The following is a 14208-nucleotide window of genomic DNA, read 5'->3' as shown; positions in this document are numbered from 1 at the left end:
CGAACACTTCCGATCTAGCGTCCGATCGACGGCGGATTGTCCAGCAGGAAGTCCCGGGGGCCGCGAGTCGTATAATAGGGATAGCCGACGGTGCCCGAGGGCGGTCCCGGAGCGACCGGCTGGGCCGCCATCACCCGGCCCGCACGGTGTCCGGCCAAACCGGTCGCCAGTCCGGCGCTGTAATCCAACCCGCCCTGTTGCCAGTGCAGGGGCCCGGGACGGCAGCCCACCGGGACGCCGCCCTGGCAACTTTCACAGACCGCGCCGGGGCCTTTCAAGCGCGAGAGCAAACCCCCGCGATGGCCGTGGCAGTCGTCCTGGCAAGCCGCGTGGCCGTGGTGAGCGTGGCATTGGTTACAGTTGCCGCCGGCTCGATGCGTCGCGCAACCGGTGAAAGCAAGCAGCCCCGCGAACAGGGCGATCGTCATAATAGGTTTCATCGAGGTTACCCTTCAGCGGTCTGGTACGCCGCAGACAATGGTTGAAGTTTGCGTCCATGTGACGCCCCTGATGCTTGTGCATGCACACCCTCCGGGGCTCTTCGCAACTGAGCATCGGCGGGCGGTCCCGCCGCGGACCAGCGAATCGTTAGAACCCGCTTGATCCTCTCGACCACCCCGCATCACAAACAACCTATTCCCCCTAGAATCAACCCGTTTCCCCAATGCATATTTGCTAGCTTGGGGGTTCGGCGGTAGGATCAGCCCGAGGGCGAAACCGCCCGCGGTTATTTCGAAATGGAGCCATAGCATTGTCGTTGCCCGGGGATTTTGATGTCAAAGAGCAGGTGCGTGCGGCCGTCGACATCGTGGATGTGATCGGCCAGTCGCTGGAGCTGCGGCCCAAGGGTCGCAAGTTCGTGGCCCTGTGTCCCTTTCACGCCGACAAACGGCCGTCCTTTGAGGTCAACCCCGAGCGTCAGACCTGGAAATGTTGGCCCTGCGACAAGGGCGGCGACGTGTTCTCCTTTGTCCAGCAGCGCGACGGCGTCTCGTTTCCCGAAGCGGTCCGGATCTTGGCCGAGCGAGCCGGCATCGAGATGCCCGAGCGCGGAGGCAAGCGAACCGAACCGGGCTCGCCCGACGACCGCGCGACGCTGTTTGCCGCGATGAAATTCGCCGCCGATGCGTTCTATGAATTCTTGGAGAGTGGCCGGGGCGAGGAAGCCGAAACGGCTCGGCGCTACCTGGCCGAGCGTCAGATCGACGACGAGAGCCGCCAGCGGTTTCGCATCGGCTATGCCCCCAATGATTTCAAGTGGTTGCTGAATAAAGCGGCCGCGGCGGGTTTCAAACCCGAGGTGATCGAAGCGGCGGGGCTGGCGCGTCGCAAGGAGCCCCAGCGGCCGCCCTACGACTTCTTCCGCGGGCGGATCATGTTTCCCATCTTCGACCTGCAGGGCCGGCCCATTTCCGCCGGCGGCCGGTTGCTGCCGGCGATCGCCGACCAGTACGCCGGGGCCAAGTATTTCAACGGCCCCGACACGCTGCTGTATTCGAAATCGCACCAGCTGTACGGATTGAACCTGGCCCGCGAGGCGGTCGTCAAATCGCGTCAGGTGATGGTCATGGAAGGCTATACCGACGTCGTGGCCGCCCGCCAGCACGGCATCGAACCGGTCGTGGCCGTGCTCGGCACGGCCCTGGGCGAAGGCCACCTGCGCTTGATCAAACGCTTTGCCGAACGCGTGATCCTGGTCCTGGACGGCGATCAAGCGGGCAGGACGCGAGCCGACGAAGTCCTGGAATTATTTATTCGCGCCGATCTCGACCTCCGCGTGCTGACCTTGCCCGATGGCATGGACCCGGCGGATTACCTGAACGCCCACGGCCGCGAAAGCTTCGAGACGCTGGCCGGCGAGGCGCCCGATGCGATCGAACACAAACTGGCCGGACTGCTCGACGGCGTCGACCTGCACACCGACACGCACCGGGCGGCGTCGGCGATCGAAACGATGCTGTCGATCATTGCCAAAGCGCCGCAGGGGGCGGGCGACCTGCGGATCGACCAGATCCTGCTGCGCTTGTCCCGCGTTTTTGGCACGGCCAAGGACTCGCTGGCGGCGCGGCTGAAACAGATCCGCATCGAACAATCGCGGCGCCGTCCCAAACGCTCTCGTCCTCCCGCGACGGCTTCGATCCCCGGCGGCTCCGCAGCCCGAGGCGCCGTTCGGCGCGGCCCCGGCGGCGGCGGCCCAGCGGGTTCGCCGGCCCGCACCGGTTCGCAGGGCGGGCCGAATCGGGGTGGGCCGAATCGAGGCGGGCCGAATCGAGGTGGGCCGAATCGGGGTGGGCCCAGTCCGGGCGGGGACCCCAACGCCGCGTTTGCCGAATCGGCCGAAGCCTACGACGATTTTGGTTTGCCGCCGTCGGCCGGCGCGGCCAGCGGAGCGGTCGACGTGCCGGCGGCGCCGGCGGGCCCGCGTTGGGCACCGATCGAAGGCATCGACCGCGAGCTGTTTGAGATCCTGATCGAGCAGCCGGACCTGGCGCCGATGGCGATCGAGACCTTCGACATTGATAGCTTAGAAACGGATTCTGCCCGAAAAATCTTGGAAGCGTATCAAGAATTGGACTTGGCGGGCCGGGCGCTAGACGTACAATCTTTGCTGTTGACAGTGGAGGAAGACGCCCTGCGAAACATGATCGTCACGATGGACGAACGTGTGCAGCGGCGGGCCGGTCAATTGACCGCTTCGCCCGAACAGCGATACCGCGACGTCCACGACCGCTTTCAACAACGACAATGGAATGTCCAGCGTCAACGGCACTTGGCCACATTGGATGCGGCCGGAGTGTCCGACGACGAAGCAACCGAGTTGTTGCGAAACTTATTCGAAGGTGAGAAAGAACGCAAAGGATTGCTCAATCGTCCACCTGCGGAGTCTTCGGATCCGCCCCCCAGCATGCTAGATGCCGGTGACCAAGCGCCGACCTCGTCGGAGTCCGCTTAACCAAACGCAATTGAATTGAAGTCGTATGGCCGCTTGCTTTTTCCCGCATGCACAGTGGCCATGGAACCAGTGCAAGGACGCACGGTATCGATTTTCCCAGAACCGGTCGAGACGGTTCATCGATGCCTGTGACAAAAAGGAGGTTTGTCATGAATCTGCAATTGATGGATACGGATCTGAAGGCCCTGGTCGTACTCGGCAAAGGGCAGGGCTACCTGACCTACGACCAGGTCAACACTTATCTGCCCGACGAAGACACCAATCCTGAAAAGCTGGACAACCTGCTGCAGGCAATCGAAGCGACCGGCATCGAACTGGTCGAAGAAGCTCCCGATGACCCCGGCGCGGCGGCCAAACCGGCGCCCGAAGTGGTCGCCAGCGAACTGCCCAAGGCCAGCGACGACCCGATCCGGATGTACCTCAGCCAAATGGCCGAGATCCCGCTGCTGACCCGCGAACAAGAGATCTCGCTGGCCAAGAAGATCGAAATCACCCGCCGCCGTTTCCGCCGAGCGATCCTGGAATCGGACTACGCCCTGCGAGCCACCGTGGACTGCTTGCACAAGGTTCACGAAGGACGCCTGCCCTTTGACCGCACGATCAAAGTCTCGTTGACCGAACGGTTGACCAAAGAACAAATCTCCGCCCGCATGCCGCACAACCTGCGGACCCTGGACGTGCTGGTCCTGCAGAACAAACAGGACTTCGCCACCCTGATCCGCCGCAGCAGCAGCGACGAACAACGCGCCGCGGCCCGCCAGCGTTTTATCCGCTCGCGCCGCAAATGCCTGCAATTGGTTGAAGAGCTGAGCCTCCGCAGCCGCCGCGTCGTGCCGCTGATGAAACAGCTGGAGGAAATCTCCGCTCGCATGACCTTCATCCGCTCGCGGCTGGTCGAACTGGGCAATGACAGCGTCAGCGAAGACGAACGGGCGGACCTGAAGCAGGAGCTGCGCGAGTTGATGGTGCTGACCCAGGAAAGCCCCACCAGCCTGGCCAACCGCTGCCGCAAATTCCGCAAACACTTCGAAGAGCACGAAGCGGTCAAACGCCAGTTGAGCAGCGGAAACCTGCGGCTGGTCGTGTCGATCGCCAAGAAGTATCGCAACCGCGGACTGTCCTTCCTGGACCTGATCCAGGAAGGCAACACCGGCCTGATGCGAGCGGTCGACAAGTACGAGTACCGCCGCGGATTCAAGTTCAGCACCTACGCCACCTGGTGGATTCGTCAAGCCATCACGCGGGCGATCGCCGACCAGGCTCGCACGATCCGGATCCCGGTCCACATGATCGACGTGCTGAGCAAGCTGCGTCAGGCTCAGAAACGCCTGGTTCAGGAACTGCGCCGCGAGCCCACGTACGAAGAAATCGCTCAGGCCACCGACGTCTCGATCGAAGAGGTCCGCCGGGTGATGGACATCGGCCGGCACCCGGTCAGCCTGGACCGTCCGGTGGGCGAGGGCGAAGAGAGCAGCTTTGGCGAGTTCATCGAGGACGGGGACCACGACAACCCGGTCCGCGCCGCCGGCAACGGTATCTTGCGGCAGAGCATCGATGACCTGCTGAAAACGCTGACCTTCCGCGAACGCGAAATCATCCGCCTGCGTTACGGCCTGGTCGACGGCTACAGCTACACGCTGGAAGAAGTCGGCCGGATCTTCAAAGTCACCCGCGAACGCGTCCGGCAGATCGAAGCCAAGGCGGTCAAGAAGCTGCAAAGCCCCAACCGCAGCGACCGCCTGGCCGGCTTTCTCAAAGCCGCGTAGGGGTGCGGCCCAAAGTAGCGGAAGTCGCCAGAGTTTGGTGGCCTCGACGCGAGCCGTCGCGAGCCTAACCGCTTGGCGGTGGTGAAAATTGCAAAATGAACAATGCAAACTTGAAATTGAAAATTTGCAATTTGCAATTTGCGTTTTCGCGAGTCCCCGAATCGCCTAAAGGCTACACTCCAGCGCCCCCGCGCTGGAGTCCCAAATTTCGGCGACTTCGGCTACGAATCTGTCTGCCAACGACCGCTATCGTCGCCGCGTGTTCTGGCCGTTTTGCCGGGCCAGACTACCGCGGGGACGAGCCGCGTAGACGTGCGAATCGTCCACGATGAAGCTGGTGCTCCAGCGGCGGCCGTCGTCGGCGCTGCAGACGTTGAAGAAGAACGTGCGGAACCGTTCGGCGCGGTACCCGTAGGGCAGCTGGCTGGAGATGTAGTCCTCCTCGGTCAAATCTTCCACACCGGGACGCGCGTAGTAGTGCACCATGCCGTCGGGCGTGACCGACATCCCAAGTGTCCACCAACCGGTCGTGGTAATTTGCGGCCCGCGAAAATCGCCGCCCCGGCGGTTGCTGCGGATCCGCCAGTAGGCGTAATCGTGTTCCTTGCCGCTGGCGTGTTTGCTTTCAAATTCCACGAACAGGCCGGGCCAGTAGATCTCGTTGCCCATCTCTTCTTTCTTCAGCCCGAACAGCATCTCCTTCTCGACCATGGCGGTGGTTTCCAGGGCCAGGCGGAAGCCGAAATGCGGTCCGCTGCGGTTCTCCCACTCGTCGACCGGCGGCAGGAACACGCGGGTCACCACGCTGGGCACCTCGTCGACGCTCAAGCGCCGCTTCAGGCGGTACTGGACGTTGGCGACGAAATCGTCCTGGTGCATTTTGCCGCTGGGCCGGCCTGGAATGCCGGTGAACTTTGATCGCAGCAGCATTCCGTGGGTGCTGCCGGGCAGGGCACCGGCGGGCACCGGAACGCGTTCGACGATGTCCGGATGGCCTCGTTTGACACCTTCGTACCAGCGGCCATTGGTGGTCCGGCCCATCGGCCCCCGCTGGTTCTCGTCGATGTCTTCGGTGCTTTTGGGATTCCGTGGAACGTAGTTCCAGTTCGGGTCCTCGAAGTCGTCTCCGACGCCCGAGAGCAACGTCCCGGTTCCGGGAACCACCGGACGCTGGGCCTCGGCCGCGTTTTGTGCCGAGGAGATGGTAATCGTTAGCAACGCCGTACCGGCGAGAACCGCAAACCGCTTCATCTTCGATTGACCCGTGCTGAAAGGACTTTCGGCTCGACGCATTCGAGCCCCCCTGTAATCGGAACAATCGGCACGGCCGGACCAGCACTTGAGCGCAAACCGGCTACGCTTCGGCGGCGGCGGCCATCTTCAGCACCGTATCGAACTCCTTTTTTCGCACCGGCTGGACGCTCAAGCGGCTGCCCTTGCGGAGCAGTTCCATGCCTTCGAGGTCGGCGCGGCCGCGCAGCTCGGCCAGCGTGACCGGCGCGTCGAACACCTTGTCCAGGCGGATGTCGACCATGAACCAGCGCGGATTCTCCGGCGTGCTTTTCTCGTCAAAGTACTTGCTGCGGCGATCCCAGGAGAAGTGATCGGGGTAGCCGCCGCGGACGACCGTCGCCGTGCCCACCACCGCGGGCTGGGCACAAGCGCTGTGGTAGAACAGGACACGGTCGCCCTCGTGGATCTCGTCGCGCAGCAGATTGCGAGCCTGGTAGTTGCGAACGCCCTCCCAGCACGTGGTCTGGTCGCGTTCGGCGACCAGGTCGTCGATCGAGTAGGTCCCCGGTTCGGTCTTCATCAACCAGTAGCGCACAGCCATGTTCGTTGGTTCTCTAAAAAGGATGCGAAAAAGTTCGCGTTTTAGCTGCAGCAGAGCGGAAGGTCCAGCCGATAAGGGACGAAGCAGGGAGGGATTACGTCCGCAACGGCGGTCTTAATTCCTAGCAATTCGGGCCAGGGATGTCGGCCAACGCATGTGGACGCCATCCCTTTTCTGGATACCTGCTATGTCTGTCGACGTCATCCACGCCGCTCTGGGCCTCGCCTTCATGAGCATCTGGGTTCTTGTGGGACAAATTCTGGTCGCCGACCGCTAGAGCTGCGTCATGATTTGATCTTAGGGTCTGGCCGTAGCTGAAGTCGCCAGAGATTGGACCGTCGCGCCGCTTCAGTCCCATCTCTGGCGAGATCAGCTGCCCCTAAAATGAACCTAGACGAATCCACTAGCCCGGCGCCTCAGCGGTGCATCGCCAGAGCGGCCAGGACGATCGCCGCCGTTTCGATGCGGTACACCAACTCGCCCAGACTGACCGCTTGCCAACCGGCCTGCGTCGCTAGCCGAACTTCTTCTTCGACAAACCCACCTTCGGGCCCCACGGCGATTGCGACACCTTGCTCCGGCGAGGACGGCTGACCCGCCTGGGTGAATCCCACGGCCAACTGACCGCCTTCGGCCGCGGCCGGATGCGCCAACAATCGCCACGCGGCAGCTTCGCCAGCGGCCGCCAACCACGTCTCGGCCGCGACCGGCGCCGCGATCTCCATCAGGTCGTTGCGGCCGGACTGTTTGCAGGCTTCGATCATCGCCCGTTGCCATTTCTGCAGAGCGCCGCTGGAGACGGTCCACTGCGAACGCTGGCAGCGCAGGGGCACACAGCGCGTGACACCCAGCTCGGTCAGTTTCTCGATCAGGAATTTCGCTCGGTCACCCTTGGGCATTCCCACCGCCACCGTAACGCTGCGGCGCGGCGTTTCGCCCCGTCTCCGGCAGGGCTGGGCTTCGCAGGTCACCTGGCGTTTGCTCACCGCGGTGATCTCGGCCGTGGCGACGGTGCCGCGTCCATCGAATAGTTCCACCGCGTCGCCCACGCGAAGTCGCATCACGGTGCGCGCATGATGGCCTTCGGCTTCGGGCAATTCCAAGACGCCTCCGGCGGCCGGCAAGTCGGGGACATAGTAACGTTGGGTCATGGAGGATTCGCTGAAGAGTCGTGATGGAGGAGACGATAGTAAGGGATAAGCTGATTTTTCGGCAGTTTGTACAGCAAAACCAACGCGGTGACAGGTGCTATGTCGTATCACTCCTTCTGGTCGCTTCGCAGCGTCCCGTTTGGCGCCAGCGAACTGGGGCAACAGTTCTTTGCGGCGCGTCCACAACGAGAGGCCTTTGCGCGGCTGCACTATGTGGTCGAAAACGGGCACGCGGCGGGACTGTTGTTCGGCGCGATGGGCAGCGGCCGGACCGTGCTGCTCAAACAGGTCGCCTCCAGCCGCGGGTTCGGCGACACGGCCGTGGAGGTGGCGCTGACCGGCTGTGGCCAACGCGGCAGCGAACCGGTTCTGCGATCCTTGGCCACCCAGTTGGGCGCCAGTCCGGCGGGCGATCTATGGCGTGCGATCAGCGAACGCGTCCTGGCTTCGGCGCGGCAGAAAGTGCGCACGCTGTGGTTGATCGACGACGCCACGACCGAAGTCGCTCGCCTGGCCGCGTCGCTGGTCTCGGATTGTCGCTGGATGACCGTGATCGCGGCCACCGAACCCGAGCGAGCTCGCAGCGTCGCGGCGGAACTAGGGCTGTGCCCGCTGCGGATCGACCTGCCTCCGTTTGCCCTCAGCGATACGATGCAGTTCATTCGGCACCGCTTGAACGAAGCTCAAGCTCGCGAGCCGATCTTCAGCGACAGCGCCCTGGTGCGTCTGCATGAGCTGGGCGACGGCAGCGTGGGCGTGATCAGCCACTTGGCCGAGTTGGCGATGTCGGCCGCCGCATCGCACGGCGTCCGCGAAATCGGCGCCCAGCTGATCGAAGCGGTCCAAGAAGAATTCGTCCGCGCCGCCTAAACCAGTGGCATAGGCTTCCAGCCTGTGAAAGAACCTGTGGCATAGGCTTCCAGCCTGTGAAAGAACCTGTGGCATAGGCTTCCAGCCTGTGAAAGAACCAGTGGCATAGGCTTCCAGCCTGTGAAAAGAAATGGAGCCGTTTAGGCGCTAGGCTCGGTTCTCTGCTGACCAAACCAAAGACCAGCGTTCCAAACGGCTCATTGAATCGACAGGCCGCACGCCGCGCGTGCTATTCGGCTTCGGGACGCGAGCGTTCGCCACCGCCATCGCCGCCTCGTCCACCGCGGCCACCGCGACCGCCTCGACCGCCGCGCTCTCCATCACCGCCGCGTCCGCCAAAACCACCGCGGCCGCGTTGCTCGCGCATCTGCGTCACGGCTTCGGACGGTTTGCCCTTCATCGCTTCGAATTTCTCTTTCTGTTCGGAGGAGAGCACGGCCAGGATCTTTTCCTGTTCCTGCTCGCGCGCTTCGGTCATCTTTTCGCGGATCTGATCGCGATCGCCACTGCGGAACAGTTCACGGAACGAATCCCGCGTCGCTTCCCGGATCGCCTCCATCTCTTCTTTCTGTTCGTCGGTGATCTTCAGTTCCTGGGCGACCTTGGGGTCGGCCAGAGCGGCCGGGCCCATCAGCTGCAGGGCGATTTCATTCAGCCGCTCGAGCTGTTCGGGCAGGAGGACTTGTTGGACGTCCTCGCGAGCTTGCTTCATGCGCTCTTCCACCTTGGCGCGCATCTCGGCAAACATCTCTTCGCGTTCCTCTTCGCTGGCTTCGCGAATCCGGCTCATGTCCGGCCGCTCGCCCCGCATGTTCTCGCCGATCTTTTGCAGCGCCTCGAACTGGTCGGGCATGATCTCGACCTCTTCTTGAACGGCCTCGCTGCGCAGCAGGCCGAACATGATCATGTCGGCGTTGGGCTGCATCCCGCGGCCGCCACCGCCGCGCCCGCCGCGTTGGGCCAATACCGGAGTCGTCGCCAGGACCGCCAAGCACACCACCGCAGCAGCAAGAATCATTCGTTTCATTACATTCATTCCCAACAAGAACAGTCAGACTAGAAGACAGCGTGCGGTCCCAGCACCCCCGATAACCAACGGGAATTTGCTGGGCACGACTGATTATTGAACCAGATCCGACGGCCGGAGTTTCGCCGGACCAGCAGGGATTCTCTTTTTTTCCAAAAATCGCCGCATTTCGCAAATTCGCCGTATCCGCTCCCGTGTTTGCTTCCCTCCGCCGGAAGCGCCACAATAGCGGCCGTAGCGGGCTGCATGTTTCGTACCACCGCTGTGCTTTCCCTCTTTCGTACTGGATGGGTCCGATGACGAATCTGCTTCGCAATGTTGGCTGGGCACTGGTGAGCTGGGCGCTGCTGGTCGGGTTGCCGCCGGACGGGCCGGGTTTGTCCACCGCGACCGCGCAAAACTATTCCGCTCCGCCGCTGTCCCGCGCACCTTCGCACGCCCTTGCAGTGCCCGCGCCGGGCGTGCCCTTCGTCGCGGCGGCGCCCATCCAGCAGGCTCTCCGGCCGGTGGCGCCCGCCAACGCCACCGACGACGATGGTGATCCCAGCGGATGGCTGCAACCGGGCAGCGAACACTGGCAGCGGATGGTCGAACTGATCCGCGAGAACGCCCATCTGCAAGCCACCGTGGAAAAGCAGGAAGAGATCTGCGACTTGCGTTTGGAAGTCGCAGAGCAACGCGAAGCCCGGTTGCAAGAGCAGCTTGAGGCGACCGAGCAACGGCTGCGCGAAGTTCACAAGCAACTGCACATGGTCCAGCGCTCGTTGCAACAACGCACCGAACAACTGCTCGACCAGGTCCGCGGCTCGCATCGCCCCCCGGGCCCCCAGCAGGAACGCCAGACGCGCATCCAGCGCGAGCGGGAAGAACACGAACGCAGGATGCACGCCGAGATTGGCGAACACCAGCGCGCTTTCCTTGAAAAGCTCCGCGAGCAGCAAGAAGCCGCCCAGCAGGCGCGGCGGCAAGCCGAAACGCAAAGCGAGGAACTACGCAACCGCCTCGAAGCCATGGAAAGGGAATTCCGTGACCGCGAACGAGCGATGGAAAAGGAATTTCGTGACCGCGAACGAGCGATGGAAAACGAAGCGAACAACCGCGCGCGGGAGCTGGCCGAGGAATTGCGAAAGCGTCAGCGCGATCTGGAACGACTGGAACAAGAATCCTTCCAGGCTACGATCCGCGTCGAAGACGCCGAAGCCAACGACAAACGACCACGAGAAAATGCCGCTCGCAAGAAACAAGGCAAGTAACAGCTCGACGCATGAATTAGAATCGTGTTTGCGGCCGGCCAACGCCGCGCACGGTTGATTGTTTCTGCTTCACCGCGACGGATCCCCATGACTTCAATCCTGATCGCCGAGGACAGCCCCACCCAAGCCACGCAAATCCGCATCATGCTGGAGGACGCGGGCTACGAAGCGGTCACGGCTGCCGATGGGCTGCTCGCCCTCGAGGCGCTCGAGCGACAGCGATGCGACGTCGTCCTGACCGACCTGCATATGCCCAACATGAACGGGCTGCAGTTGGTCGAGGAAATGCGTCGCCGGTACGAATCGATCCCGGTCATCCTGATCACCCACGACGGGACCGAGACGATCGCGGCCGAAGCCTTACAGAAAGGCGCGGCGAGCTACATCCCCAAACGCTTTATGGAAACCGCCCTGCTGTCGACCCTGCAGGGCATCGTCGAATTGCTCGAAGCCCAAAAGTCCCGCCAGCAGATCCTTAACACGCTGGTCGAGTCGCGCTCGAAATTCGTGCTGGGCAACAACCAGGACCTGGTCCCGATCCTCGTCCAGCACCTCGAGACCGACCTGCGGACGTTCGACTATGGCGACGAAACCGGCCTGTTTCAGATCTCGATGGGGCTGACCGAAGCGGTGCTCAACGCCATGGACCACGGCAACCTGGAACTGTCCTCGGACCTTCGCACCGATCACGAGGCGTACATGAAACTGCGTCAGGAGCGCTGCGAAACGCCGCCCTACCGCGACCGCCGCGTGACGCTGACCGTGGAGCTGACCACCGATCAGATCAAGATGATCGTCGCCGATGAAGGTCGCGGCTTCGACCCTTCGATCATCCCCGACCCGACCGATCCCGAGAACTTGATGCGGGAAAACGGTCGCGGCCTAATGCTGATCTACAGCTTCATGGACGAAGTCCACCACAACGAGCGGGGCAACGAGATCACGATGATCAAACACCGCCACAGCGGCGAACAAGAAGAGGAGTGAGCGACACCCCAGGCTCGCGCCTGGGGCTCCCGCATGTCGCCGCTGCCGTGGCTGCTGCGCCCCGAGCTTCGCACGCCCTACATAGAATCCGCCGCAGTCAGCAAATCTCAAATCTCATTCGCCCACGGGCTGGCTGCCGTAGGGCCGACTGCTGATGACGCCCTCTTCGGGGCTGCTGGCCGTGGCGTACAACCGCTTGGGGATCCGGCCGGCGAGATACGCGTCGCGGCCGGCCGCCGCGGCCGCACCCATCGCCCGGGCCATCCGCACCGGATCGCGAGCGTGCGCGATGGCCGTATTGAGGAGCACCGCGTCGGCGCCCAACTCGAACGCTTCGGCCACGTCGCTGGCCGTTCCCACCCCGGCGTCGACGATCACCGGGTAATCCGGATCGTCGTCCTTCAAATACTCCAGGATGATCCGCAGGTTGTTCGGGTTCAGCAGCCCCTGGCCGGAACCGATGGGGCTGCCCGCCGGCATCACGCTGGCCGCACCGGCGGCTTTTAATCGCCGCGCGGTGACCGGGTCGTCGCTGGTATAGCACAGCACATCAAAGCCATCGGCGGCCAGTTGCTCGCAGGCTCGCAGCGTTTCCACCGGATCGGGCAGCAGCGTTTTACTGTCGCCCAGCACCTCCAGCTTGACCCAGTCCTGGCCGGGGTTTTCCAGCGTCCGCAGGATCTCGCGGCCCAGGCGAGCGGCCCGGACAGCATCGGTCGCGCTGTAACAGCCGGCCGTGTTGGGCAGCAGGATGTAGCGATCCAGATCCAGGAAGTCCAAGATGTTCTGACCGCTGCGGTCGTACAATTTTTCCCGTCGCACGGCGACCGTCACACAGTGGGCGCCGGAGGCCGCCAGCGAATCCCGCATGGCGGGCATCGTGTCGTAGCGGCCGGTGCCCACGATCAGTCGGCTGTCGAGCCGCCGGCCGGCGACTTCGAAACCGTCGTCGCCGCTGCCGCTTTCGCCGGGCGTCGCCGCGTCGCAGGCTGAAGAGTCCGGCCGGGGGGGGTGCGAATTCAAAATCAGCCCCCGCCCACCAGGGTCACGACTTCCACGGTGTCTCCGTCGCGCAGCCTATGCGTGCCGTGCTGCTCACGCGGCACCACGTCCTTGTTGACTTCCACAGCCAAGTAATTCGGCGGCACATCGGCCAACTGGACCAGTCGCTCGATGGTCACGCCGTCGGGATACTCGGCCGCCACGCCGTTTACTGTCACATTCATTACGCTGTCCCATTCAGTACGAAGGGCTCAAGTACCGTCGTCAAAAGCGGAATCGAAAGCGCGACCGCTGGGAGCAAAGTCCAGTTTCTTGGTGAACTCGCAAGCCTCCCGGGCCCCAAAGGTTCGCTCCATGCCACTGTCTTCCCATTCGATCGACAGCGGCCCCTGGTAGTCGATCACGTTCAAGGCGCGGATGATCTCTTCGAAGTTCACGTCGCCACGACCGGGCGATCGGAAATCCCAACCGCGCCGAGGATCCCCGAAATTCAAGTGGCTGGCCAGGATGCCGCTGCGGCCGTCCAGGGTCACGCTGGCGTCTTTGATGTGCACGTGATAGATCCGGTCGGGGAATTCGCGGATGAATTGCACCGGGTCGACACCCTGCCAGATCAGGTGACTGGGGTCGAAGTTAAAGCCGAACTCCGGACGATTGTCCAGCGCCTCGAGAGCTCGCCGCGCGGTGTGGATGTCGAAGGCGATCTCGGTGGGATGCACCTCCAGAGCGAACTTCACCCCGCACTCACCGAACACATCCAGGATCGGATTGAAACGCTCGGCCAACAGCTCGAAACCGGCCTCGAGCATCGACTCGGGCACCGGCGGGAAGGAGTACAGCAGGTGCCAGATGCTGCTGCCGGTAAAGCCGTTGACGACGTCGACGTTGAACTTCTGAGCCGCCCGAGCGGTCGCCTTCAGCTCCTCGATCGCCCGCTCGTTGACGCCCGCCGGGTCGCCGTCGCCCCAGACGTAATCCGGCAGGATGGCCTTGTGCCGCTGGTCGATATTGTCCAGCACCGCCTGGCCGACCAAGTGAGCACTGATCGCGTGGCACTGCAGTCCCAGTTGGTCCAGGGCTTCGCGTTTCTGTTGGCAGTACCCGTCCTCTTCGTTGGCTCGCTGGACTTCGAAGTGGTCGCCCCAGCAGGCTAACTCAATTCCGTCGTAGCCGAAATCCTTGGTCATCTGAGCCATCTCGCTGAACGGCAGATCGGCCCATTGACCAGTGAACAAGGTGACCGGACGTGGCATGGCGTGAAACTCCATTGAAAGGTTGATTGGCCCAGCCGCTGCATTCTGACCGCCCCGGGGGCGCCTTTCAAGGACGGTAGCCTATGCCACTGGTTTCTTCACAGGCTGGAAG

13 protein-coding genes are annotated in these 14208 nt (G+C 63.1%); 5 read left to right on the top strand and 8 right to left on the bottom strand.

What is annotated here, in order from left to right; genetic code table 11:
- Positions 1-14: 14 nt before the first annotated feature.
- Entirely contained in the window at positions 15-440 is a 426-nt protein-coding gene (locus tag GE027_RS23440; RefSeq protein ID WP_237607558.1) for a hypothetical protein, read from the bottom strand.
- Between the two features lie 311 nt (positions 441-751).
- Between GE027_RS23440 and dnaG the strand changes: the two genes are divergently transcribed.
- Together dnaG and GE027_RS14685 are read left to right on the top strand one after the other, a co-directional pair.
- Positions 752-2953, top strand: a complete 2202-nt coding sequence (gene dnaG / locus GE027_RS14690; protein ID WP_237607557.1) for a DNA primase — start codon at positions 752-754, stop codon at positions 2951-2953.
- Between the two features lie 155 nt (positions 2954-3108).
- Positions 3109-4719 carry a sigma-70 family RNA polymerase sigma factor gene (locus tag GE027_RS14685; protein ID WP_153557988.1) on the top strand — a complete coding sequence of 537 codons (1611 nt, stop codon included), beginning with the start codon at positions 3109-3111 and terminating at the stop codon, positions 4717-4719.
- Positions 4720-4965: 246 nt separating this feature from the next.
- On the opposite strand, the gene GE027_RS14680 is transcribed toward GE027_RS14685, so the two are convergent.
- The 3 genes from GE027_RS14680 to GE027_RS14670 form a co-directional block, all read right to left on the bottom strand.
- Positions 4966-5970, bottom strand: a complete 1005-nt coding sequence (locus tag GE027_RS14680; protein ID WP_237607556.1) for a hypothetical protein — start codon at positions 5968-5970, stop codon at positions 4966-4968.
- Between the two features lie 103 nt (positions 5971-6073).
- Complete coding sequence (locus tag GE027_RS14675; RefSeq protein ID WP_237607555.1) at positions 6074-6553, bottom strand: EVE domain-containing protein; 480 nt, start codon at positions 6551-6553, stop codon at positions 6074-6076.
- 416 nt (positions 6554-6969) lie between these two features.
- On the bottom strand, positions 6970-7704 hold the full coding sequence (locus GE027_RS14670) for an RsmE family RNA methyltransferase (protein WP_153557960.1): 735 nt from the start codon (positions 7702-7704) through the stop codon (positions 6970-6972).
- 99 nt (positions 7705-7803) lie between these two features.
- Between GE027_RS14670 and GE027_RS14665 the strand changes: the two genes are divergently transcribed.
- The gene (locus GE027_RS14665; RefSeq protein WP_153557959.1) at positions 7804-8574 is read left to right on the top strand and encodes a hypothetical protein; all 771 of its coding nucleotides are present in this window, start codon (positions 7804-7806) and stop codon (positions 8572-8574) included.
- Positions 8575-8803: 229 nt separating this feature from the next.
- On the opposite strand, the gene GE027_RS14660 is transcribed toward GE027_RS14665, so the two are convergent.
- Positions 8804-9601, bottom strand: a complete 798-nt coding sequence (locus GE027_RS14660; RefSeq protein WP_153557958.1) for a hypothetical protein — start codon at positions 9599-9601, stop codon at positions 8804-8806.
- A gap of 296 nt (positions 9602-9897) precedes the next feature.
- Between GE027_RS14660 and GE027_RS14655 the strand changes: the two genes are divergently transcribed.
- Together GE027_RS14655 and GE027_RS14650 are read left to right on the top strand one after the other, a co-directional pair.
- Entirely contained in the window at positions 9898-10854 is a 957-nt protein-coding gene (locus tag GE027_RS14655) for a coiled-coil domain-containing protein (protein WP_153557957.1), read from the top strand.
- An 87-nt stretch (positions 10855-10941) separates the two neighbouring features.
- Positions 10942-11841, top strand: coding sequence for an ATP-binding response regulator (locus GE027_RS14650; RefSeq protein ID WP_153557956.1), 900 nt, complete (start codon positions 10942-10944; stop codon positions 11839-11841).
- 114 nt (positions 11842-11955) lie between these two features.
- Here GE027_RS14650 and GE027_RS14645 read toward each other — a convergent pair whose 3' ends face one another.
- From GE027_RS14645 to GE027_RS14635, 3 genes are read right to left on the bottom strand one after another with little or no spacing between them, the layout of a single operon-like run.
- Entirely contained in the window at positions 11956-12864 is a 909-nt protein-coding gene (locus GE027_RS14645; RefSeq protein ID WP_153557955.1) for a thiazole synthase, read from the bottom strand.
- Positions 12865-12866: 2 nt separating this feature from the next.
- Complete coding sequence (thiS, locus tag GE027_RS14640; protein WP_153557954.1) at positions 12867-13067, bottom strand: sulfur carrier protein ThiS; 201 nt, start codon at positions 13065-13067, stop codon at positions 12867-12869.
- A 27-nt stretch (positions 13068-13094) separates the two neighbouring features.
- The gene (locus GE027_RS14635; RefSeq protein ID WP_153557953.1) at positions 13095-14096 is read right to left on the bottom strand and encodes a sugar phosphate isomerase/epimerase family protein; all 1002 of its coding nucleotides are present in this window, start codon (positions 14094-14096) and stop codon (positions 13095-13097) included.
- Positions 14097-14208 lie beyond the last annotated feature (112 nt).

Source organism: Roseimaritima sediminicola (assembly GCF_009618275.1).
Taxonomy (GTDB): Bacteria; Planctomycetota; Planctomycetia; order Pirellulales; family Pirellulaceae; genus Roseimaritima; species Roseimaritima sediminicola.
The sequence above is the reverse complement of the archived record's forward strand: the minus strand, read 5'-3'. Positions and strand labels throughout refer to the sequence as shown.

Excerpts from the sequence above, each read along its gene's own strand:
- GE027_RS23440 (WP_237607558.1), bottom strand. The coding sequence starts at position 440 with ATGAAACCTATTATGACGATCGCCCTGTTCGCGGGGCTGCTTGCTTTC.
- GE027_RS14680 (WP_237607556.1), bottom strand. The coding sequence starts at position 5,970 with ATGAAGCGGTTTGCGGTTCTCGCCGGTACGGCGTTGCTAACGATTACC.
- GE027_RS14675 (WP_237607555.1), bottom strand. The coding sequence starts at position 6,553 with ATGGCTGTGCGCTACTGGTTGATGAAGACCGAACCGGGGACCTACTCG.
- GE027_RS14670 (WP_153557960.1), bottom strand. The coding sequence starts at position 7,704 with ATGACCCAACGTTACTATGTCCCCGACTTGCCGGCCGCCGGAGGCGTC.
- GE027_RS14665 (WP_153557959.1), top strand. The coding sequence starts at position 7,804 with ATGTCGTATCACTCCTTCTGGTCGCTTCGCAGCGTCCCGTTTGGCGCC.
- GE027_RS14660 (WP_153557958.1), bottom strand. The coding sequence starts at position 9,601 with ATGAAACGAATGATTCTTGCTGCTGCGGTGGTGTGCTTGGCGGTCCTG.
- GE027_RS14655 (WP_153557957.1), top strand. The coding sequence starts at position 9,898 with ATGACGAATCTGCTTCGCAATGTTGGCTGGGCACTGGTGAGCTGGGCG.
- GE027_RS14650 (WP_153557956.1), top strand. The coding sequence starts at position 10,942 with ATGACTTCAATCCTGATCGCCGAGGACAGCCCCACCCAAGCCACGCAA.
- thiS (WP_153557954.1), bottom strand. The coding sequence starts at position 13,067 with ATGAATGTGACAGTAAACGGCGTGGCGGCCGAGTATCCCGACGGCGTG.
- GE027_RS14635 (WP_153557953.1), bottom strand. The coding sequence starts at position 14,096 with ATGCCACGTCCGGTCACCTTGTTCACTGGTCAATGGGCCGATCTGCCG.